Source organism: Erwinia psychrophila (assembly GCF_039023475.1).
Taxonomy (GTDB): Bacteria; Pseudomonadota; Gammaproteobacteria; order Enterobacterales; family Enterobacteriaceae; genus Erwinia.
In genome coordinates this window covers 56386-77014 of the sequence record NZ_JBCHVB010000005.1, presented here as the reverse complement: position 1 = coordinate 77014, position 20629 = coordinate 56386, and the positions used below count along the sequence as shown (strand labels likewise).

The 20629-nt window shown below is 57.2% G+C and carries 17 protein-coding genes; 8 read left to right on the top strand and 9 right to left on the bottom strand.

Annotated features, from left to right (window positions below):
- Nucleotides 1-14: 14 nt before the first annotated feature.
- Nucleotides 15-1910: a DNA topoisomerase IV subunit B gene (gene parE / locus AAH446_RS13450; protein WP_342907199.1), complete on the top strand. Its 1896-nt coding sequence runs from the start codon at nt 15-17 to the stop codon at nt 1908-1910.
- Nucleotides 1911-1991: 81 nt separating this feature from the next.
- Here the strand turns inward: parE and AAH446_RS13445 are convergent, their stop codons facing one another.
- From AAH446_RS13445 to AAH446_RS13430, 4 genes are all read right to left on the bottom strand, one after another.
- Entirely contained in the window at nt 1992-3323 is a 1332-nt protein-coding gene (locus tag AAH446_RS13445) for a gluconate:H+ symporter (RefSeq protein WP_342907198.1), read from the bottom strand.
- Nucleotides 3324-3386: 63 nt separating this feature from the next.
- Nucleotides 3387-4451, bottom strand: coding sequence for a mannonate dehydratase (gene uxuA, locus AAH446_RS13440; RefSeq protein ID WP_342907197.1), 1065 nt, complete (start codon nt 4449-4451; stop codon nt 3387-3389).
- A 209-nt stretch (nt 4452-4660) separates the two neighbouring features.
- Nucleotides 4661-4975 carry a putative quinol monooxygenase gene (locus AAH446_RS13435; RefSeq protein WP_342907196.1) on the bottom strand — a complete coding sequence of 105 codons (315 nt, stop codon included), beginning with the start codon at nt 4973-4975 and terminating at the stop codon, nt 4661-4663.
- Nucleotides 4976-5010: 35 nt separating this feature from the next.
- On the bottom strand, nt 5011-5592 hold the full coding sequence (locus AAH446_RS13430; protein ID WP_342907195.1) for an NAD(P)H-dependent oxidoreductase: 582 nt from the start codon (nt 5590-5592) through the stop codon (nt 5011-5013).
- Between the two features lie 151 nt (nt 5593-5743).
- Here AAH446_RS13430 and AAH446_RS13425 point away from each other — a divergent pair, with 151 nt between their 5' ends.
- The 4 genes from AAH446_RS13425 (at nt 5744) to ftsP (ending at nt 11493) form a co-directional block, all read left to right on the top strand.
- The gene (locus AAH446_RS13425) at nt 5744-6514 is read left to right on the top strand and encodes a transporter substrate-binding domain-containing protein (RefSeq protein ID WP_342907194.1); all 771 of its coding nucleotides are present in this window, start codon (nt 5744-5746) and stop codon (nt 6512-6514) included.
- A 142-nt stretch (nt 6515-6656) separates the two neighbouring features.
- Nucleotides 6657-8942, top strand: a complete 2286-nt coding sequence (gene parC, locus AAH446_RS13420) for a DNA topoisomerase IV subunit A (RefSeq protein ID WP_342907193.1) — start codon at nt 6657-6659, stop codon at nt 8940-8942.
- Nucleotides 8943-9090: 148 nt separating this feature from the next.
- The gene (locus AAH446_RS13415; RefSeq protein ID WP_342907192.1) at nt 9091-9828 is read left to right on the top strand and encodes a 1-acylglycerol-3-phosphate O-acyltransferase; all 738 of its coding nucleotides are present in this window, start codon (nt 9091-9093) and stop codon (nt 9826-9828) included.
- A gap of 252 nt (nt 9829-10080) precedes the next feature.
- Nucleotides 10081-11493 (top strand): cell division protein FtsP, encoded by a 1413-nt coding sequence (gene ftsP, locus AAH446_RS13410; protein ID WP_342907191.1) that lies wholly within the window; start codon nt 10081-10083, stop codon nt 11491-11493.
- A gap of 210 nt (nt 11494-11703) precedes the next feature.
- Here the strand turns inward: ftsP and dkgA are convergent, their stop codons facing one another.
- Complete coding sequence (dkgA, locus tag AAH446_RS13405; RefSeq protein ID WP_342907190.1) at nt 11704-12528, bottom strand: 2,5-didehydrogluconate reductase DkgA; 825 nt, start codon at nt 12526-12528, stop codon at nt 11704-11706.
- Nucleotides 12529-12771: 243 nt separating this feature from the next.
- On the opposite strand from dkgA, the gene AAH446_RS13400 reads away from it, so the two are divergent.
- Nucleotides 12772-13662: an AraC family transcriptional regulator gene (locus tag AAH446_RS13400; RefSeq protein ID WP_342907189.1), complete on the top strand. Its 891-nt coding sequence runs from the start codon at nt 12772-12774 to the stop codon at nt 13660-13662.
- Nucleotides 13663-13678: 16 nt separating this feature from the next.
- On the opposite strand, the gene AAH446_RS13395 is transcribed toward AAH446_RS13400, so the two are convergent.
- Both AAH446_RS13395 and metC read right to left on the bottom strand, forming a co-directional pair.
- Nucleotides 13679-14338 carry a DedA family protein gene (locus AAH446_RS13395; RefSeq protein WP_342907188.1) on the bottom strand — a complete coding sequence of 220 codons (660 nt, stop codon included), beginning with the start codon at nt 14336-14338 and terminating at the stop codon, nt 13679-13681.
- Nucleotides 14339-14436: 98 nt separating this feature from the next.
- Complete coding sequence (gene metC / locus AAH446_RS13390; RefSeq protein WP_342907187.1) at nt 14437-15645, bottom strand: cystathionine beta-lyase; 1209 nt, start codon at nt 15643-15645, stop codon at nt 14437-14439.
- A 250-nt stretch (nt 15646-15895) separates the two neighbouring features.
- Between metC and exbB the strand changes: the two genes are divergently transcribed.
- Complete coding sequence (exbB, locus tag AAH446_RS13385) at nt 15896-16630, top strand: tol-pal system-associated acyl-CoA thioesterase (RefSeq protein WP_342907186.1); 735 nt, start codon at nt 15896-15898, stop codon at nt 16628-16630.
- A gap of 5 nt (nt 16631-16635) precedes the next feature.
- Nucleotides 16636-17058 (top strand): TonB system transport protein ExbD, encoded by a 423-nt coding sequence (gene exbD / locus AAH446_RS13380; protein WP_342907185.1) that lies wholly within the window; start codon nt 16636-16638, stop codon nt 17056-17058.
- A 169-nt stretch (nt 17059-17227) separates the two neighbouring features.
- Here the strand turns inward: exbD and AAH446_RS13375 are convergent, their stop codons facing one another.
- Complete coding sequence (locus tag AAH446_RS13375) at nt 17228-18211, bottom strand: Csu type fimbrial protein (RefSeq protein ID WP_342907184.1); 984 nt, start codon at nt 18209-18211, stop codon at nt 17228-17230.
- The gene (locus tag AAH446_RS13370) at nt 18208-20628 is read right to left on the bottom strand and encodes a fimbria/pilus outer membrane usher protein (RefSeq protein ID WP_342907183.1); all 2421 of its coding nucleotides are present in this window, start codon (nt 20626-20628) and stop codon (nt 18208-18210) included. Before AAH446_RS13370 ends, AAH446_RS13375 begins: the two co-directional genes overlap by 4 nt.
- Between the last annotated feature and the right edge of the window lies 1 nt (nt 20629).

The window sequence follows — 20629 nt, the reverse complement described above, 5'->3', positions numbered from 1 at the left end:
ATCAGATTTATACGATGACTCAATCCAGCTATAACGCTGACTCCATTGAGGTACTCAGCGGCCTTGAACCCGTTCGCCGTCGTCCGGGAATGTATACCGATACGTCACGTCCTAACCACCTGGGTCAGGAAGTGATCGATAACAGCGTCGATGAGGCGCTGGCGGGCCATGCCAAACGCGTCGAAGTTATCCTGCATGCCGACCAGTCACTGGAAGTGATTGACGACGGGCGCGGTATGCCTGTCGACATCCACCCCGAAGAAGGGGTGCCGGCCGTTGAGCTGATCTTCTGTCGCCTCCATGCGGGCGGCAAGTTCTCCAACAAAAACTATCAGTTCTCCGGCGGTCTGCACGGCGTGGGCATCTCCGTGGTTAACGCACTCTCAACGCGCGTGGAAGTCACCGTTCGTCGTAACGCACAGGTTTACGAGATGGCGTTTGAGAACGGCGATAAAGTAGAAGAGCTGCGCGTGACGGGCACGGTAGGCAAGCGTAATACCGGCACCAGCGTCCACTTCTGGCCGGACGGCTCCTTCTTCGACAGCCCGCGCTTCTCCGTTTCCCGCATGAGCCATCTGCTCAAGGCGAAAGCGGTGCTCTGTCCGGGTGTGGAAATCGTCTTTAAGGATAAGGTGAACGGCACCGAGCAGAGCTGGTGCTATGCGGACGGCCTCACCGACTATCTGTGCGAGGCGGTAAACGGTCTGCCGACGCTGCCGGAGAAGCCTTTTGTCGGCGCGTTTTCCGGTGAGGTAGAGGCGGTTGACTGGGCGCTGCTGTGGCTGCCGGAAGGCGGTGAGCTGCTGACGGAAAGCTACGTGAACCTGATCCCGACCATGCAGGGCGGCACGCACGTCAACGGCCTGCGTCAGGGCCTGCTCGACGCGATGCGTGAATTTTGCGAATTCCGCAATATTCTGCCGCGCGGCGTAAAGCTGTCGGCGGAAGATATCTGGGATCGCTGTGCCTATGTGCTGTCGGTGAAAATGCAGGATCCGCAGTTCGCCGGTCAGACGAAAGAGCGTCTCTCCTCCCGCCAGTGCGCCGCTTTTGTTTCCGGCGTGGTGAAAGATGCGTTCAGCCTCTGGCTGAACCAGAACGTGCAGGCGGCTGAACAACTGGCTGAACTGGCGATCTCCAGCGCCCAGCGGCGTATGCGCGCGGCGAAAAAAGTGGTGCGTAAAAAGCTGACCAGCGGCCCGGCGCTGCCCGGCAAGCTGGCGGACTGTAGCGCTCAGGATCTCAACCGCACCGAGCTGTTTCTGGTGGAAGGGGATTCGGCGGGCGGCTCGGCCAAACAGGCGCGCGATCGCGAGTATCAGGCGATCATGCCGCTGAAAGGCAAGATCCTCAACACCTGGGAAGTCTCTTCCGATGAGGTGCTGGCCTCGCAGGAAGTGCATGACATCTCGGTTGCGATCGGCATCGATCCTGACAGCGAAGATATGGCACAGCTGCGCTACGGCAAAATCTGTATCCTGGCGGATGCGGATTCGGATGGTCTGCACATTGCCACGCTGCTCTGCGCGCTGTTTGTGCGTCATTTCCGTACGCTGGTCAAAAATGGCCACGTCTACGTCGCCATGCCGCCGCTATACCGCATCGATTTGGGTAAAGAGGTCTATTATGCGCTGGACGAAGAAGAGAAGTCTGGCATCCTCGATCAGCTGAAGCGTAAAAAGGGCAAGCCCAACGTGCAGCGCTTTAAAGGGCTGGGTGAGATGAACCCGCTCCAGCTGCGTGAAACGACGCTCGATCCTAACACCCGCCGCCTGGTGCAGCTGACGGTAGATGACGACGACGTGGAGCAGACGCTGGCAGTGATGGACATGCTGCTGGCAAAAAAACGTTCGGAAGATCGCCGCAACTGGCTACAGGAAAAAGGCGATACCGCTGAAATAGAGGTGTAAGACCTTCTATGCAGCATTGAAAAAAATCAGCTGGCCGGCTACTGGCCCGCTGATTTTTTTTTACGTCTTATTCTGGAAGCGCTAGATAAGATAGCTCAGCCCTATCACGCTAAGTAAGCCGACAACCGAGTTAATCAGTTCCAGCAAACCCCAGGTTTTAAACGTATCTTTCATAGAAATGCCGAAGGTTTCTTTAAATAACAGGAAACCGCCGTCGTACATTAGCGTAATGGTATTACTGCCGCAGGCAACAGCCAGCGCCATTAGTGCCGGATTAAGATTAAAGGCGCCGATCATTGGCGCAACAATTCCCGCTGAGGTGATGGCGGCGACGGCACCCTGACCGGTAAGAATACGAATGACGGCGGTGATAATCCACGCTACGATAAACGGCGACATGCTCACGTGACTCATGGCACCGACAATATGATCGCCCACGCCCGAGTCGATAATCACCTGTTTAATAATCCCACCCGCACTGATGACAAACAGCACGTTGGCAATTTTCGAAATAGAATCACTGACGCAGTGGGTAATGTTATCGGGCGTCATACCACGGCGAAGGCCCAGCAGCCAGATTGCCGCCATGGTCGCCAGTAACATGCTGATTTCTGCACTGCCCAGAAACTCACAGACTTTTGCTGCCTGAGAGTCCATTCCCATCACCGGTTTAATAATGGAAGAGGCGATCATCAGGATGGCGGGGATTAGCGGGATCATAATGCTGGTAAAGAAAGAGGGTAATTCATGCGCCGGTTTTTCAGCGACAGGGTTGATCATCGAATTCAGCGGAATGGCCGCAATGCCTGGCAGCAATCTGGGCAACAGGATCCCTGCACAGAACAGCGAAGGGATTAAAACTAGCGCACCGTACATATAGACCTGAACGATATCGGCATCAAAAGCGCTGATTAGCGCCACCGGCCCCGGCTGAGGTGGAAACAGGCTGTGGCCCATCGTGGCGCCCACCACGGTTGGGATGACCAGTTTCATATAGGGGATATCCGCTTTTTTCGCGATATTCATCACAAGTGGCATAGCGATAAGAAACGCAACTTCATAAAACATGGCGATGCCGAAGATCACGCCGATGAACATTAAGCCCACGGAAAGAAAGCGGGTGCCGCATTTGCGGATGACGGTGTCAGCAATCTGCTGGCTGGCGCCTGACTCGGTCATAAACTTACCGATAATAGCGCCGAAGATAATGATTAACGCCAGGTGCCCCATAATACTGCCCAGCCCCTGCTGAACAAGTGAGACAATTTTGTTAATGGGGATCCCTTCCATTATTGCGATAAATATTCCCGCAATAAGTAAAGAAAATATATTATGGAATTTGAACTTCAGGTTAAGTATGACGAGAATTCCTATTCCAACGATAACCCAAAAGAGTGCTAAAAAAGTAGGCATGATCTTCCCTGTTTATCCTGTTAAAAAATGACAAACATGGATGTCCATGTTTGTCAGAATACATTATTTATTTTGTAGTGCTTCCCAAAGACCCAGCAGATAAGTGACGCCCAGCGCGCGGTCATAAAGTCCATAGCCGGGACGACCTGTTTCTCCCCAGATAAAGCGACCGTGATCGGGACGGATATAGCCGTCAAAGCCGTTATCGTAAAGGGCTTTCATCACCTGATACATGTCCAGCGAGCCGTACTGAGAGGGATGCGCGCATTCGTAGAAATCCTTATCCTGAATTAATTTGATGTTACGCACGTGCGCAAAAGGGATGCGCTTGCGGCGGGTAAATTCCGCCAGGATATCGCAGACGTTATTGGCAGGATCTTCAGCGATTGAGCCAGTGCAGAGCGTAATGCCGTTGGCTTCGGAGTCGACCGCATTGCAAATCCAGTCCAGATCCTCGCGGTTTTTTACAATACGCGGCAGGCCAAAGATGGAATAAGGCGGATCGTCGGGATGGATAGCCATTTTAATGCCGACTTCTTCGCACACCGGAATAATATGCTGTAAGAAGTATTTTAAATTTTCACGCAGCTTTTCTTCATCAACCTCTTTATAACGGCCGAAAAGCTCCTGAACTTTCGCCAGGCGTTCAGGCTCCCATCCCGGCAGCGCAAAGCCGTTGGCGTTATCCAGCACCTCTTTCACGACGTCTTCCAGCGGCTTATCGACCCCTTTTTTTTCAAAGGCCATGGTGAGCGAGCCGTCCGGCAGAACGTAGTTCATGTCGGTTTTCATCCAGTCAAAAACCGGCATAAAGTTATAACAGATAACCTTGATACCGTGTTTCGCCAGGTTGCGAATGGTCTGCTGATAGTTAGCGATATAGCCGTCGCGGCTGGGGGAACCAATTTTGATGTCGTCATGGATATTGACGCTTTCAATCACTTCCATCTTCAGGCCGGCATTATGAGCCTGACCGACCAGATGTTTAATTTTGTTTTCCGGCCAGGTTTCACCAACCGGCACGTCATAAAGCCCACCAACAACCCCTTCCACGCCGGGCACCTGTTTCATGTGCTCCAGTGGAATTTTGTCTTCGTCTGGTCCAAACCAGCGCATGGTAAATTGCATAAAATTTCCCTATAAAGTAACGGTGGGAACTATTATTACCATACTAGTATTTGTCAGGTCGCCAGGCATACTGGAATGAGTTGATCTCACTCACAAAAAAAATGTTATATCGTTGGACTGGACTGGACTGGATTGGACTGGACTGGACTGGACCAGGCAGCAAACAGAGACGGAAAAAGGACGGCATGTTTGCCGCCCTTGAGACAGAGCTAGTGCTCTTTTGGCGGTTCCAGAATAAAAATCTTCACTTCCAGCACATCATCCTTAATTGCGGCGCGATGCCGCTCCATATGCGCGGCCTGCTGATGCCGTTCAAGATGACGCAGCGACTCCCAGTGCTCAACCATAAAAATGGAGTCGGGGGAGTTCTGTTTCCAGGGCACCTGGGCCTGATGATCGACCAGCGCCTGGTAGCTGCCGCAGCCTTCTTCCTGCAATACGGTGGGCGTCAGCAACTGAATCGCCTGCATCACCGCCGTGCGGCGGCCAGGTCTGACGCAAATCTCAGCAAGCACGGTAAGCATGGGCATTCCTTAAAATGTGGAGGTCACCCGCTAAGTTAAGCAAAGATCTGGCTCAGATGAGTCCGATAGCGGTTAATATCATTCTCAATGTCCGGCTGCTTAATGACATCGTTGCAGATAAAAGTAGGCAGGCCGGTCATGCCCAGGAACTGATTCGCCTTATGGAAATGGAGGTAAAGACCATCCACGCCCACGCCTTCAAAAAACTGTTCGGGATCGGTAAAGGCTTCCAGCGGCGCGTTCCAGGTCAGCGACAGCATATAGGTTTTACCCTGTAGCAGGCCGCCCGAGCCATATTTTTTCGCCGCATCTGAGCGGGTGCGGCCATCGCTGGCATACAGCGTGCCGTGGCCTTCCGTGAAGACCTCATCAATATATTTTTTCAGAATCCAGGGCTCGCCCATCCACCAGCCCGGCATCTGATAGATAACCGTATCGGCCTGGGCAAATTTCTGAACTTCATCGCTGACGACATAGCCTTCATCGATAAGCGTGACGTCAACATCGTGGCCCGCATCGCGCAGGAAAGATGCCGCCACGTTAGCCAGGGTATGATTCAGTTCGCCTTTCGAATGGGCGAAGGCTTTACCGGCATCAAGGATTAAAATTTTGCTCATGTTTTTTGTCTCTCCAGTGCATGACATGGCGGGAAGTTTACGCGCGACGACGGCGTAAAAAAATGGGCATTTGATCACAACACTTTTGCGCTTTACGCAATAATGGCGGCGCAATACTCGCTTTATTTCACAGACAGAAGAGACGGACAGAATGATAAAAACAGGTATCACCGCGCTGCTACTGCTGCTGGCGGGCAGCGCAAGCGCCCAGTCGCATCTTGACCGCGTTATGCAAAGCAAAACCCTGGCGGTTTGCACCACCGGCGACTATAAGCCCTACACTTTTCTCCGGGCCGACGGGAGCTATGAAGGCATTGACGTGGCGATGGCCCAGTCGCTGGCAAAAAGCCTGAACGCGAAGGTGAAATGGGTGCCGACAACGTGGAAAATGCTGACGCAGGACTTCCTTGGCAAGCAGTGTGATATCGCGCTGGGCGGCGTCTCGGTGACGCTGAAGCGGCAGCAGACCGCCTGGTTTGCCACGCCGCTGGGGATCGACGGCAAGATCCCACTGGTGCGCTGTGCCGATAAGGATAAATACCGGACGATCGCCCAGCTAAACCGCCCGGACGTCCGGCTGATTGAACCGGCTGGCGGCACCAACGAAGCCTTTGTTCACAGCCACCTGGCCGACGCTTCCCTCACGCTGTTTCACGATAACGTTACCATCTTCCAGCAGCTGGTGGATAAAAAAGCCGACGTGATGATCACCGATGCCTCGGAAGCGCTGTTCCAGCAGAAACGCTTTCCCGACCTTTGCGCGGTGAATCCCGACAAGCCGATGCAGTATGGCGAAAAGGCCTACATGCTGCCGCGCGATGACATCAGCTGGAAGCTCTACGTGGACCAGTGGCTGCACCTCAGCAACGCCACCGGCGAGTATCAGCAGATCGCCGCGCAGTGGCTGGGAAGCACCCGCTAACAGGAGGATATTCTTTGCCGGGTCCGAATGCGGGCCACCCCACGGATACCTGTGACAGACCCGGTGTGGATAAGGTACTATCCTCGCCAAACGACCCCGATGCGGCGTGCCAATTGCGCCGCGATGTGAGGAAAAACGATCGATGAGTGACCTGACGCAGGATGGTGCAGAGCGTCTCGCCCTGCATAAATTTACGGAAAATGCGTACCTCAACTACTCCATGTACGTCATCATGGACAGGGCGCTTCCCTATATTGGCGACGGCCTGAAACCGGTACAGCGGCGTATTGTCTACGCGATGTCGGAACTGGGGCTGAGCAACAGCGCCAAGTTCAAAAAGTCCGCCCGTACCGTGGGTGACGTGCTGGGTAAATACCATCCCCATGGCGACAGCGCCTGTTACGAAGCGATGGTGCTGATGGCGCAGCCGTTCTCCTATCGTTATCCGCTGGTTGACGGTCAGGGAAACTGGGGGGCGCCGGACGATCCTAAATCCTTCGCCGCCATGCGTTATACCGAGTCCCGCCTCTCCAAATATGCTGAGCTGCTGCTGGGCGAGCTGGGGCAGGGCACGGTCGACTACATTCCCAACTTCGATGGCACTTTGCAGGAGCCGAAAATGCTGCCTGCACGGCTGCCGAATATCCTGCTGAACGGCACGACCGGTATCGCCGTCGGCATGGCAACGGATATTCCGCCGCATAACCTGCGTGAAGTGGCTCAGGCAGCAATCAAGCTGATCGACTCGCCGAAAGCGACCATTGAAGATCTCCTTGAGCTGGTGCAGGGGCCGGATTATCCGACCGAAGCGGAGATCATTACGCCGCGCAACGATATCCGTAAGATCTACCAGACCGGACGCGGTTCGGTGCGAATGCGCGCCGTCTGGAAAAAAGAGGATGGCGACGTGGTGATCACCGCGCTGCCGCATCAGGTTTCCGGCGCCCGCGTGCTGGAGCAGATCGCCGCCCAGATGCGGAATAAAAAGCTGCCGATGGTGGAAGATCTGCGCGACGAGTCGAACCATGAAAATCCGACCCGCCTGGTGATTGTGCCGCGCTCTAATCGTGTGGATATGGAACAGGTGATGAACCATCTGTTTGCCACCACCGACCTGGAAAAAAGCTACCGCATCAACATGAATATGATCGGGCTGGATAACCGTCCGGCGGTCAAAAATCTGCTTGAGATCATCAGCGAATGGCTGGTCTACCGGCGTGAAACCGTGCGCCGCCGCCTGAACTACCGCCTGGAGAAGGTGCTTAAGCGTCTGCACATCCTTGAAGGTTTGCTGGTGGCATTCCTGAATATCGACGATGTCATCCATATTATCCGCAGCGAAGATGAGCCGAAGCCGGTGCTGATGTCACGCTTCGCCATCAGTGAAACCCAGGCGGAAGCGATCCTGGAGCTGAAATTACGCCATCTCGCCAAACTGGAAGAGATGAAAATTCGCGGCGAGCAGGATGAACTGACGCAGGAGCGCGACCGCCTGCAGGGTATCCTGGCCTCCGAGCGTAAGATGAACACCCTGCTGAAGAAAGAGCTTCAGGCCGACAGCGACACCTATGGCGACGATCGGCGTTCGCCGCTACGCGAGCGTGAAGAGGCGAAAGCCATCAGCGAAAGCGAGCTGGTGCCTTCAGAGCCGGTTACGATCGTGCTGTCACAGATGGGCTGGGTGCGCAGCGCCAAAGGGCATGACATCGATCCGGGCGGCCTGAACTATAAAGCGGGGGACAGCTACCGCGCTGCCGCAAGAGGCAAGAGCAATCAGCCGGTGGTCTTTATTGACTCCACCGGACGCAGCTACGCGCTCGATCCGGTCACGCTGCCTTCCGCGCGCGGACAGGGTGAACCGCTGACCGGTAAACTGACGCCGCCGCCGGGCGCCATTGTTGAACAGGTGCTGATGGAGCCGGAAGATCAGAAGCTGCTGATGGCGTCGGATGCCGGCTACGGGTTTGTCTGCACCTTTAACGATCTTATCTCCCGCAATCGTGCCGGTAAGGCGCTGCTGAGCCTGCCGCAGAATGCTAAAGTGATGACGCCCGTCGCGATTCGTCACGACGACGATATGCTGCTGGCGATCACCACCGCAGGCAGAATGCTGCTGTTCCCGGTCGGCGATCTGCCGCAGCTGTCGAAGGGGAAAGGCAATAAAATTATCTCCATCCCTTCCGCGCAGGCGGCGTCGGGAGAAGATAAGCTGGCGTGGCTGCTGCTGCTGGGCCCGGACACCTCCCTTACGCTCTATGTGGGCAAGCGCAAGCTGACGCTGAAACCGGACGATCTGCAAAAATTCCGTGCCGAGCGTGGCCGTCGCGGCACGCTGCTACCACGGGGCCTTCAGCGCATCGATCGCGTGGAGACGGATGGGCCGGCAAGGCCTGAAGCCAGCGAAGGTGTGACCGACAGCGAAGCCTGATGCGCCACGGGTTAGCGGCCAGTGAGGGCGGCTAACCTACAGCCGGGCGCGCGTTGTTAATACCGACTAAACTTTACGGCTGGTCCGCCGCGCAGTCAGCGCTTGAGGAATAACAGGACCAGGCCATGGAAGCCATAACGAGGAAGTGATGCTCTCAATTTTACGTATCATCATAGTGATAATTTATTCGATACTGGTCTGTGTATTTGGCTGTATTTACTGCCTTTTCAGTCCACGAAACCCCCGCCATGTCGCCACCTTCGGCCACCTTTTCGGGCGTCTGTCGGGCGTGTTTGGCCTCAAAGTCGAACTGCGCCGGCCGGAAGGCGCGGATAATTATCCGAATGCCATCTATATTGCTAATCACCAGAATAATTACGATATGATCACGGCGGCGAAAATCGTTCAGCCGTCCACGGTCACGGTGGGCAAAAAAACGCTGCTGTGGGTGCCTTTTTTCGGCCTGCTCTACTGGCTGACCGGCAACCTGCTTATCGATCGCGATAACCGCGCCCGGGCGCATGACACCATCGGCCAGCTGGTGGAACAGTTTAAGAAAAAAAGGATCTCCTTCTGGATGTTCCCGGAAGGGACACGCAGCCGGGGACGCGGGCTGCTACCCTTTAAAACGGGCGCATTCCATGCGGCGATGGCGGCTGGCGTGCCGATTATTCCCATCGTCGTGTCGAACACCCACGATAAAATCAAACTAAACCGCCTGCACAACGGGCTGGCGATTGTCGAAATGCTGCCGCCCATTGATACGGCGGCCTTTGCCGACCAGTCGGTCCGTAAGCTGGCGACCCACTGTCGCGAACTGATGACGGCAAAACTGGACGAACTGAATGCCGAAGTGGCAGAGCGTGAAGCCAGCGGACGCGTATAAATAAACAGCACAGTAGTCCGTTAAGTAGCACAGCAATAAGCAGAATTATAAAAAAGGGATTGCAGCCCCTGGCTGCTGAGGTTGTTGGCAAAGCGCCTGCACAGGCAACAGGGTCAGATCGTAAAGGCATCAGGCGTTGTTCCTGACGGTCCGGGCACGCCGTCCATGGCGTGACCCGCTTTACTCTTCTGTCCCTGTCCCCCGGGCTTTGCGTTGCCAGCAGTCTGTTTTTTTTGGGTTACGGAGTTTTTTATGTCCTTCAGTCGACGTCAGTTTCTTCAGGCCTCGGGCGCAGCGCTTTGCGCCGGTGCGCTGCCGGTTAATACGCATGCTGCCGGCGTGAGTAATGCCCTGCCGGTTCCCCCCCTGATTGAATCGCGGCGGGGACAGCCCATTTTCCTGACGCTACAGCGCAGCCACTGGTCTTTTGAGAGCGGCAGCAAGGCCCAGGTCTGGGGCATTAACGGCCTTTACCTCGGTCCGACGGTACGCGTATGGAGCGGAGATGACGTCAAACTGATCTACACCAACCGCCTGAATGAGCCGGTGGCGATGACCATCAGCGGTTTACAGGTTCCCGGTGCCCTCTCAGGCGGCGCGCCGAGAATGATGTCCCCGGGCGTTGACTGGGCGCCCGTTCTGCCGGTGCGTCAGGCGGCGGCCACCTGCTGGTATCACGCCAACACGCCAAACCGTATGGCCCCGCATCTCTATAACGGCCTGGCTGGCCTCTGGCTGGTGGAGGATGAAGTCAGCAAATCGCTGCCGATCCCCAACCACTACGGCGTGGATGACTTTCCGCTGATTATTCAGGATAAAAGGCTGGATAACTTCGGCATGCCTGAATATGCCCCGCCGTCAAACGGTGGATTTGTGGGGGATACGCTGCTGGTCAATGGCGTGCAGAACCCCTACCTGGAGGTTTCACGCGGCTGGGTGCGTCTGCGCCTGCTCAATGCTTCTAACGCCCGCCGCTACCAGCTCCAGCTGAGCGACGGACGCCCGTTTAACGTCATCGCCAGCGATCAGGGTTTTCTGCCTGCGCCGGTGGCCGTGCAGCAGCTCTCGCTGGCGCCGGGCGAACGCCGGGAAGTGCTGGTGGATATGAGCGAAGGGGATGAAGTTTCTATTACCGCCGGCTCAGCGGCAGGCATCGTCGATCGCCTGCGCGGTCTGTTTGAACCTTCCAGCATTCTTACCTCCACCCTGATCCTGACGCTGCGCCCAACCGGCCTGCTGCCGCTGGTCACCGATAATCTGCCGATGCGCCTGCTGGCGGATCAGGTTATTGAAGGCAGCGTCAGCCGCACGCGGGAATTCTCGCTGGGGGATCTGCCGGGCATTAACGGCGCGCTCTGGGATATGCAGCGTATTGATGTCACCACTCAGGAGGGCACCTTTGAGCGCTGGATTATTCGTGCCGATCTGCCACAGGCGTTCCACATTCAGGGCGTGAAGTTTCTGATTAAAAACGTCAATGGCGCCCAGCCGATGGCGGAAGATCGCGGCTGGAAGGATACCGTCTGGGTGGATGGCACCGTTGAACTGTTTGTCTCTTTCCCACAGGCCTCCTCGCAGCACTTCCCGTTCGTCTACTACAGCCAGACGCTGGAAATGGCCGATCGCGGCACCGCAGGGCAGCTTCAGGTCAATCCCGCGCCCTGAAGCAGCAGGCCCGGATCGGAGCCCAGCGGCTGCGGGACTTCATAAGAGAGTTCATAAGAAAAGAGCAGGAAGCGGCGGAATATGATGCCTGGTACCGTCAGAAAGTGGAGGCTGGCCGGGCCGCTGTGGGCCGTAACCTGACGTTTGTCAGCGGGCAGGGCGGTGCCACAGCAGTATGGGTGGCAGATGCCACCCAGCTTACGAAGGGACTTAGTTCAGCTCATCGGGATTTGGCCCCAGGCGGTTCCCTTTATCCAGCGAGGCAATCTCGCTGATTTCTGGTTTTTCCAGCCGGAAATCAAATACCTTGAAGTTTTCCTCAATGCGCGACGGCGTGACCGATTTCGGGATCACCACCAGACCGCTATCCAGATGCCAGCGGATGACGATCTGCGCCGGCGTTTTGCCATATTTTTTCGCCAGATTGCGGATGATCTCCTGATCGAATACGCCTTTACCGCCCTGAGCCAGCGGGCTCCAGGACTCCGTCTGGATCTGGTGCATCGCGTTCCAGGCGTGCAGCGTACGCTGTTGCAGCATTGGGTGCAGTTCCACCTGATTAATAACCGGGCTGACGCCGGTCTCATCCAGCAGGCGCTTCAGATGGTTTTCCTGGAAGTTACAGACGCCGATGCTTTTGGTCAGCCCCTGTTTTTGCAGCTCAATCATCCCTTTCCACGCCTCGACGTAGTTATCTTTTGCCGGGCAGGGCCAGTGCATCAGATAGAGGTCCACGCTCTCCAGCTGAAGTTTTTTCAGGCTGGTTTCCATCGCCTGTTCGGCGTTCAACTGGTCATCGTTCCACAGTTTGGTGGTGACAAAAATATGCTCACGGGGGATGTCCGTTTCCTGTAACGCCTGGCCAATGCCTTCTTCATTCTTATAAATCGCGGCGGTATCGATGGAGCGATAGCCCACGCTCAGCGCCTTAACGGCCGCGGTACGCGCTTCATCAATGCTGGCCTGCCAGACGCCAAGGCCAAGTTGCGGCATCATATTGCCATCGTGGAGCTTAATTAAAGGTTGGTCTGCCATGTTATCTCCTGTGCAGCGAATGAACCGAAAGTTCTGCGTCGGTTAGTGAGGTTAAGTCTAGTTGAGAAAATCGCGCCGTTTGAGAAATCTTCAGTCAGGCGCCGTCAGCCCTGACAGCATGGGAAACCGGCAGCCTTAATGCCTGTTTCTGCCGCGTTATTGCCTGATCCTCCAGATGGCTGGAGTATCTGGCGTGAATTCGCCATGATGGGGTGGAAAACGATCTGATAATGGAAAACGACGATGGATCATCCTTCGCTTTGTACCCGGCTGGCGCAGCAGGTTATCGCGCTGAAAACCTCCTCTTCGCTGGCGACGGTGCCGGGCATCAAGCTGCTCTACGCCGACAGGCCGAGTGGGCGGACCCCGGTCATGTATTCGTCGGGAATTGTTATCCTGTTTCAGGGGCAGAAAACGGGTTATCTCGGTAATACGGTCTTCCACTATGATGCGACCAAGTACCTGATGCTGACGGTCACGCTGCCGTTTGAGTGTGAAACCTTTGCCACGCCGGAGGAGCCGCTGGTGGGCATTCTGCTGAACGTCGATCCCGCCAGGCTTCAGGATTTGCTGATTGATATCGGCACGGACGACAGCTTTCATCCTGAGCCGCAGACGCGCGGCATCCATACTTCATCGCTGACGGAAGAGATGCTCTGCGCGGCGGAGCGGCTGCTGGATGTGATGCGTAATCCGCGTGATGCCCGCGTGCTGGGGCCGCAGATTGTGCGGGAGATCCTCTATTACGTCCTGCTCGGTCCCTGCGGCGGTGCGCTGCTGGCGCTGATCAGCCGTCAGACCCAGTTCAGCCAGATTGCCCGTGCGATCAGGCGGATAGAGAATCACTATACCGACACGCTGAGCGTCGACCAGCTTGCCGCTGAGGTGAATATGAGCGTCTCGGCGTTTCACCACAATTTCAAGGCGGTCACCAGCACCTCGCCATTGCAGTATCTGAAAAGCTATCGTCTGCACCAGGCGCGAATGATGATGCTACAGGAGGGGCTAAAGGCCAGCGCGGCGGCAATGCGGGTCGGCTATGAGAGCGCTTCGCAGTTTTCCCGGGAATTTAAACGCTATTTTGGCGTCACGCCCGGCGAAGAAATCACGCGGATGCGCCAGGCCGCGCTATAAGGCCGGAAAGAGGGCCTCAGGAAGAAGATTTCCGGCGCTTAACCATCAGCGTCAGGCTGCCAACCAGGCCCGCAACCAGCAAAACCAGCGGCAGGATCATCAGTATGGTCATCACCTGATCCTCATGACGTTTGATAAAAGGCACCTGGCTGATGGCGTAACCGAAAGAGACCAGGATAGTGACCCACAGCGCGCCGCTGAGCCAGTTGAACAGCTGAAAACGGCTGTTCTTCAGGCCAGAAATCCCGGCCATGGTAGGAAGGATAGTGCGGACAAAGGCCAGAAAGCGGCCAACCAGCAGGGCCATCAGGCCATGGCGGTGAAACAGGCTCCAGGCTCGCTGATGATACTGGGCGGGCAAGTGCATCAGCCAGCTTTTCACCAGCCGGGTATTGCCGAGCCAGCGCCCCTGCAGGTAGCTCAGCCAGCAGCCCAGGCTGGCCGCCGCCGTGAGGAGCAGAATGGTCGGCACAAATGCCATCACGCCTTTGGCAATCATCGCTCCCGCCAGCAGCAGCAGGCTGTCGCCGGGCAGAAAGGAGGCGGGCAGCAGGCCATTCTCCAGCAGCAGGGTGAGAAACATAATTCCGTAGACTATCCAAATGACATCCGGCCTGGCCAGGGCGGCAAAATCCTGATGCCAGAGCGCCTGAACAATCTCGTGCAATACACCCATTTCATATCCCGTTGACAGCATTAATCTGTCGATTGTAACCGCAATCGGCGCTCAGTACCCTGATCCAGGGCTTTCGTGGGGCGCCATTGCGCGTTTATTTACTTTTCTTCAGCCCGCTCAGGCGACAGCCGTGCAAAACCCGCCGCCAGGTCGTCAATCAGATCCTCAACATTCTCCAGGCCGATATGCACCCGTATCAGCGTACCGCTGAACGTAATGGCGCTGGCGGGGCGAATGGCCGCCAGCTCTTCCGGCTGGTTCGCCAGGATCAGTGACTCGTAGCCGCCCCAGGAGTAGGCCATGCTGAAATGTTCGAAGTGATCTAAAAAGTCCGCCAGCTGCCGATCGCTCAGGCGCGCTTTCAGCACGAAGGAGAAGAGGCCGCTGCTGCCGGAGAAGTCACGCTGCCAGAATTCATGTCCGCGGCACTGGGGCAGCGCCGGATGATTGACGACCCCGACCTCCGGGCGTTCCGCCAGCCAGTTTGCCACGCGCAGGCCGCTTTCTTCATGCTGGCGCAGGCGGACGGCGAGCGTACGCAGTCCCCGGCTGGCCATATAGGCGGTGTCCGCATCCACCATTTGTCCCATCAGGTAGGAGTTTTCACGCAGCTGCGCCCAGCAGCGTTCACTGGCGACGGCGGTGCCGATCATCGCGTCAGAGTGGCCAATCAGGTATTTAGTGCCTGCCTGAATGGAGATATCAATACCGAAATCCAGCGCCCGGAACAGCACCCCGGCAGACCAGGTATTATCCAGCATAATTACGGCGTCGGGCGCTTTGCGCCGTACTGCGGCCACAATAGCCGGAATATCCTGTACTTCCATCGTGATGGAGGCGGGGGATTCCAGAAAAACGACGCGGGTATTGGGCTGCACAAGATCGGCGATATCCGCGCCGATACTGTGATCGAACCAGGTGGTGGAAACGTTCATCCGGCTGAGGATTTTGGTACAGAAATCCTGGGTCGGCTCGTAAACCGATCCCGCCATCAGCACATTATCACCGGCGGAGACAAAAGCGAGAATGGCGTTGGCCACGGCGGCGGCGCCGCAGGGATAAAGCGCGCAGCCCGCGCCGCCTTCCAGTTCGGTCATCGCTTCCTGTAATGAAAAGTGGGTCAGGGTGCCGCGACGGCCATAAAACAGCTCACCGTCGGCGCGGCCGGCAGTGGCGCGTTTTTTATCGGCCACGCTGTCGAAAACCAGCGATGAGGCGCGCTGAATCACGCTGTTGACGGAACCCTGCGTGTAGCGCTTGTCGCGGCCGGCGGCGATCAGCACCGTTTCGAGTTTTTTACTGGTCATCTTCTGCTCTGTCTGCAAGTGGCGTGTTTCAGCCACGTTACCACGGCGGAGCGCGGGGGGAAATTCTGCGGTTTCACGGCCTGGGAAAGATGCCGGGAAAATGCCGCTCTCCTGAGGCAAAACAATAAAACGGTCATTAAATGGCCCGTGGCGGGTAAATAGTAATGATAACCACTATCAATTCACCAACGATTTGGTATGATCCGCACTGGTTTTTTTCTATTCAGTTGACTTCCGTTGGAGAGACAGCGTGACGAATAATTTGATGCAGACGGATCTCTCCGTCTGGGGCATGTACCAGCATGCGGACATCGTGGTTAAGGTGGTAATGATCGGCCTCTTGCTGGCATCGGTCGTGACCTGGGCCATTTTCTTCAGCAAAAGCCTCGAACTCGGTTCGGCAAGACGTCGTCTCAAGCACGAGCAGCAGGCGCTGGCGGGCGCCCGCTCCATGAAAGAAGCGGCCGACACCTGTGCCTCATTCAAGGCAAACAGCCTGAGCGCGCAGTTGCTGAATGAAGCTGAAAACGAGCTGGAGCTTTCCGAAGGTTCCGACGATAACGACGGCATTAAAGAGCGCACCGGTTTCCGTCTGGAGCGCCGGGTGGCCTTCTTCAGCCGACATGCCGGACGGGGCAACGGTTTCCTCGCCACCATCGGTGCCATCTCGCCGTTTGTCGGCCTGTTCGGCACCGTCTGGGGCATCATGAACAGCTTTATCGGCATCGCCCAGACCCAGACCACCAATCTGGCGGTGGTGGCACCGGGCATCGCGGAAGCGCTGCTGGCGACCGCCATCGGCCTGATCGCCGCCATTCCGGCCGTGGTGATCTATAACGTCTTCGCCCGTACGATCGCCAGCTATAAGGCGTCGCTTGGCGACGTAGCGGCGCAGGTCCTGCTGCTGCAAAGCCGCGATCTGGATCTGGCCGCCAGCAGCAGTTCACACCGGACGCAGCCGGCTCAGAAACTGCGGGTGGGCTGACGGCGATGGCAATGCGATTTAACGAAGATCTGGATAGCAACGGCGAAATGCATGAAATTAACGTCACGCCGTTTATTGACGTCATGCTGGTGCTGCTGATCATCTTTATGGTCGCCGCGCCACTGGCTACCGTTGACGTACGCGTCAACCTTCCTGCCTCCACCAGCGCGCCGCAGCCGCGTCCGGAAAAGCCGGTTTATCTCTCGATCAAAGCGGATAAGCAGCTTTTTATCGGCAATAATGCGGTCACCGAAGAGACGCTGGTTAATGCCCTGAACGGCCAGACGGAAGGAAATAAAGAGACCACTATTTTCTTCCAGGCGGACAAATCCGTGGATTATGAAACGCTGATGAGCGTGATGGATAAACTGCGCCAGGCGGGCTACCTGAAGATCGGCCTGATGGGAATGGAAGCCGCTGCTAAGTAACGCCTTATGAGCCGATCGTCCGATCGGCTCAGCCCCTTTGAAGGGAAGCGGGTCCGGCAACCGGCGAGCCGCAAAAAGCGCAGCGCGCGCTCCACGCTCTGCCCCGCGCCGTCACGATCTGCCTTTTTTCCCCCGCTTATTCAGTCCTACCTGCCGTTCGTTAAGCCGATCAGAAGGATAAATCGACCACCACGCTATCGCTGTAGTTGCCGGCGGGTGGCGTACTCTGGGTCGCCAGGATCCGGGCGGTATAGTTATAGGTTCGCGTTAGTCCGTCGCTGCTGACAATATTCGCCGCCGTGCTGGCAACCCGCGCTGACCCCGCCGGTCCCCAGCGCGTGGTCGTGGCATTCTTGAAAATATCGTAGGCCAGCCGGTTATTTCCGCTAACCATATAGCGTTGCGCGCCCTGCGCATTATTGCCGTTGCTCAGGCCGACGGTGTAGGTGCTTCCCTTGGTACAAATCACGTTGATGGATTGCGAGACGCTGTTAAAGCTGCCGGCCAGCGGGGCGCTGCCAAAGCTGATATCGGGCGCGGTGATAGTGGTGCAGTCATTGGTTATCGTCATATTGACGGTAATGGGCAGAGTGCCTGAGCCTCTTTGCTGATTTCCCAGCAGGCAGGCGCCGAGCAGTCCGATGCCGGTACAGACGTTATAGGTCACCAGCACATTCAGCACCACCGTGTAGCTGCCCGCCGCCACAACCTCGCCGGGAACGGTGCGCAGATAGAGCGGAAAGGTAAAGTTCAGCCCGCCGAGCAGGCCAACCAGGTTCAGTAACTGGGCAGACGTATAGGTCGTTGCCGGACCGCCCACGGTTAATTCAGTGGTACAGGCGGCTTCACGGCAAAGCTGAACAGGAATACTGTCTGTTGCGGTGCTTACCGTCTTCAGCGTACCTCTCGTGCTGCGGGTCGAGGTAGCGCTGGCCAGCTGTAGCCTCACATTGTCGGAAGAGAGCAGTGACAGGATACTGCCGTTGCCACAGTTTACGTTGGCGTTGGTCGAGGTCGTACTGGCGGCGGTGTTAACGCTAAACGAGCTGACGGTGCCGAACGCGGCGCTGGAAGAGGGGATAGTACAGGCCGCCCAGCCGGGCAGCGCCCAGCCCAGCAGCAGCGGTGACAGCCAGAGCAGGCGCTTTTTCATGGCGGGGTTCCTGAAGCATCAGTAGAGAGATCGCAGGTCAGCGGACCGTAGGTCTCAAGGGAGAGAGGACGTCCGCCGGGGACATTCAGCACCGCTTCACAGCGGCGGCCATCCGGCGTTTCGGCCTCGAACGGGTTTTCGGCGGACAGATTTTCCATCCAGGCGAGGCCGTCCCAGCCCACATATTCAATGGTCTGGTCGGCGCGGATAATCCGGGTGGAAACGGGCAGCGGTTCGCCGTTCTGGTCATGCAGGATCACGCTGGCGGCCCGCAGCGGCTCGATGGGAAAATGCAGCAGGTAACCGCTCTGTCTTTTCACCGAGAAGCGCTGTTCCACCCGGGAAGTGGTCATATCCGCCGGCAGATCCAGCGTATCGATATCATATTTGGCCGGATAGTATGAGCCGATCCCCGGCACCAGCAGATAGCCAGCGCTGTCGGTTTTACCCATCAGCTGATTTTCGTAGCGCACGCTGATGGCCGGATAGTCCGTTTTCACCAGCACAAAGGCGTCCATAACCTGGTTGGCGGCAAAAAAGCTGCCGTCCATCAGCACGACCGAGCCGGAGACATCGGCCCATTCGGTGCTGTAATCCCGGTCGCCATAGAAGCCCGCAGAGGTCTCTATTTTCGCATTTCGCCAGCTGAGGCTGCCCTGACGATAATCGCTGCCGCTGCCCTGGTTAGCCCAGGAGGCGTCCCAGGCGACGCCGCCCTCGGAAGGCATAGCGCGGGCGGCGCTGATACGCTGTGCGGTGCCGCCCTCAACGTCACGCTCCATGCTGACGCTGGCGTTAATCAGGTCGCTTAAGGGAATAACCAGCGAAACGGCGCCGGACCAGGCGCCCTGCTGCTGGTCGCGGCTGGCCGAGACGTAGAGGCTGCTGTTGCCCCAGAGGTTTTTACTCCAGGAGAGGTTCAGCAGCTGGGTACGATCGCCACTGCCGCTGACGATATCAATGTACGCCGCGCCCAGGCTGCCATACTGATTCAGCGACAGACTGGCGCTGTACTGGGCGCTGCGGCGGCTCAGGGTATACTCGGTGCCGCCGACGCCGCTGTTACGATCGCCATAGAGCGCAAGATTGCTGAAGCCGGCCGAACGAATGATGTGCTGGGTGCCGATGCTGAAGCGGCTATTATTGTACTGATAACCCCAGCTGTACTGATTGCCGTGCCCGCCGTCCAACTGGCTTTGGGTCAGTGCCGCATTCACCACGCCCAGCGAGCCAATCCTCACCTGCCCGCCGGCACCGCCGGCCGCCAGCGACTCCGCCCCCTCCGCGTGAGTCTCAAGCGTCAGCCAGTCGTTGAGCCCGTAGCGGTAAGAGCCGCTGACCGCCGCCGCGCCGTAGTCAAAATTTTCCACGCCGTAATTCTCACGTAGCGCACCGGCGGAGAAGGAGAAATCGGCAAGGCCGGGCTTTAACAGATTGCTGGAGACGTAGAACGGCAGCGTGGTGGTTACGCGGCGGCCCACGGCATCGGTCGTCACCACCACGGCGTTTCCCGCGCCGTTCACAAAAGGCATATTGGTCAGCGACCAGGGTCCCGGCTGCACGTCATTACTGCTGCTTTTATAACCGTTAACAAACAGATCGACGGTAGAGGGCACCGCCGCCTGGCCAGAAAAAGAGGGCAGTGGATAGGTCACCAGGTCCGGCCTTACCGAAAAGTCTCTGGCGATCTTGATGCCGCCAAGCCGCACGCTGTTGCTCCATGCCAGCGAATCGGTGGTGAGATCGCCAACGCGCCAGCTCAGCGATCGCGCCTCGTTTTGATTACTGAACCAGGTATCGTAGCGGAGATAGCCCTCATTCAGTCCGCCAGGCGTGCCGGAGAGCTGCTCCTGCCAGACGCCATTGCTGGAAAACTGCCCCATCGCGCCGAACAGGCGAAGCTCATTCCAGGCTGATAAGCGCGTCCCGCTTTGCGAGGTATGGCTGGTATAGAGATCGTAATTAAGCAGCGCGCCGGGCGTGGTTCGTCCCGGATAGCGCGGGCCGGCACTCTCTTCACCGCTGATTGTCTGGCGGGGCAGCCAGGCGGGCGGCACCCTCAGCAGTATCCGCTGGCGGGCCTGGTCATACTCCGCGCTGACCTCAGGCATGCTGGAGACATCAACAATAGACGACGTGATGCGTGCGCTGGGGATCCCCGCCCGCTGTAAATCGCCCGCCCGCAGGAAGTAGTGATTATCGCGAAACTCAACGGGGATCACCTGGCCGCTGTCCCGATCGTTGACCACCAGCCCCAGCATATATTGCTGCTGACCGGCGGGAGAGGTGTTCTGCGTCGGAGGTGGAGGCAGTGAGGAATAGACTTCCGCGCGGCCTGTACCAGGAAACAGGCCGCTCAGAATGCCGGTAACGGCCAGGGAGCAGCGTCCGAAAGACACAAATCTTCGCCTGCTCATT

Excerpts from the sequence above, each read along its gene's own strand:
- AAH446_RS13400 (WP_342907189.1), top strand. The coding sequence starts at position 12,772 with ATGGATCATCCTTCGCTTTGTACCCGGCTGGCGCAGCAGGTTATCGCG.
- uxuA (WP_342907197.1), bottom strand. The coding sequence starts at position 4,451 with ATGCAATTTACCATGCGCTGGTTTGGACCAGACGAAGACAAAATTCCA.
- AAH446_RS13435 (WP_342907196.1), bottom strand. The coding sequence starts at position 4,975 with ATGCTTACCGTGCTTGCTGAGATTTGCGTCAGACCTGGCCGCCGCACG.
- ftsP (WP_342907191.1), top strand. The coding sequence starts at position 10,081 with ATGTCCTTCAGTCGACGTCAGTTTCTTCAGGCCTCGGGCGCAGCGCTT.
- AAH446_RS13445 (WP_342907198.1), bottom strand. The coding sequence starts at position 3,323 with ATGCCTACTTTTTTAGCACTCTTTTGGGTTATCGTTGGAATAGGAATT.
- parC (WP_342907193.1), top strand. The coding sequence starts at position 6,657 with ATGAGTGACCTGACGCAGGATGGTGCAGAGCGTCTCGCCCTGCATAAA.
- dkgA (WP_342907190.1), bottom strand. The coding sequence starts at position 12,528 with ATGGCAGACCAACCTTTAATTAAGCTCCACGATGGCAATATGATGCCG.
- exbD (WP_342907185.1), top strand. The coding sequence starts at position 16,636 with ATGGCAATGCGATTTAACGAAGATCTGGATAGCAACGGCGAAATGCAT.
- AAH446_RS13425 (WP_342907194.1), top strand. The coding sequence starts at position 5,744 with ATGATAAAAACAGGTATCACCGCGCTGCTACTGCTGCTGGCGGGCAGC.
- AAH446_RS13375 (WP_342907184.1), bottom strand. The coding sequence starts at position 18,211 with ATGAAAAAGCGCCTGCTCTGGCTGTCACCGCTGCTGCTGGGCTGGGCG.
- AAH446_RS13395 (WP_342907188.1), bottom strand. The coding sequence starts at position 14,338 with ATGGGTGTATTGCACGAGATTGTTCAGGCGCTCTGGCATCAGGATTTT.
- AAH446_RS13370 (WP_342907183.1), bottom strand. The coding sequence starts at position 20,628 with ATGAGCAGGCGAAGATTTGTGTCTTTCGGACGCTGCTCCCTGGCCGTT.
- AAH446_RS13430 (WP_342907195.1), bottom strand. The coding sequence starts at position 5,592 with ATGAGCAAAATTTTAATCCTTGATGCCGGTAAAGCCTTCGCCCATTCG.
- metC (WP_342907187.1), bottom strand. The coding sequence starts at position 15,645 with ATGACCAGTAAAAAACTCGAAACGGTGCTGATCGCCGCCGGCCGCGAC.
- parE (WP_342907199.1), top strand. The coding sequence starts at position 15 with ATGACTCAATCCAGCTATAACGCTGACTCCATTGAGGTACTCAGCGGC.
- AAH446_RS13415 (WP_342907192.1), top strand. The coding sequence starts at position 9,091 with ATGCTCTCAATTTTACGTATCATCATAGTGATAATTTATTCGATACTG.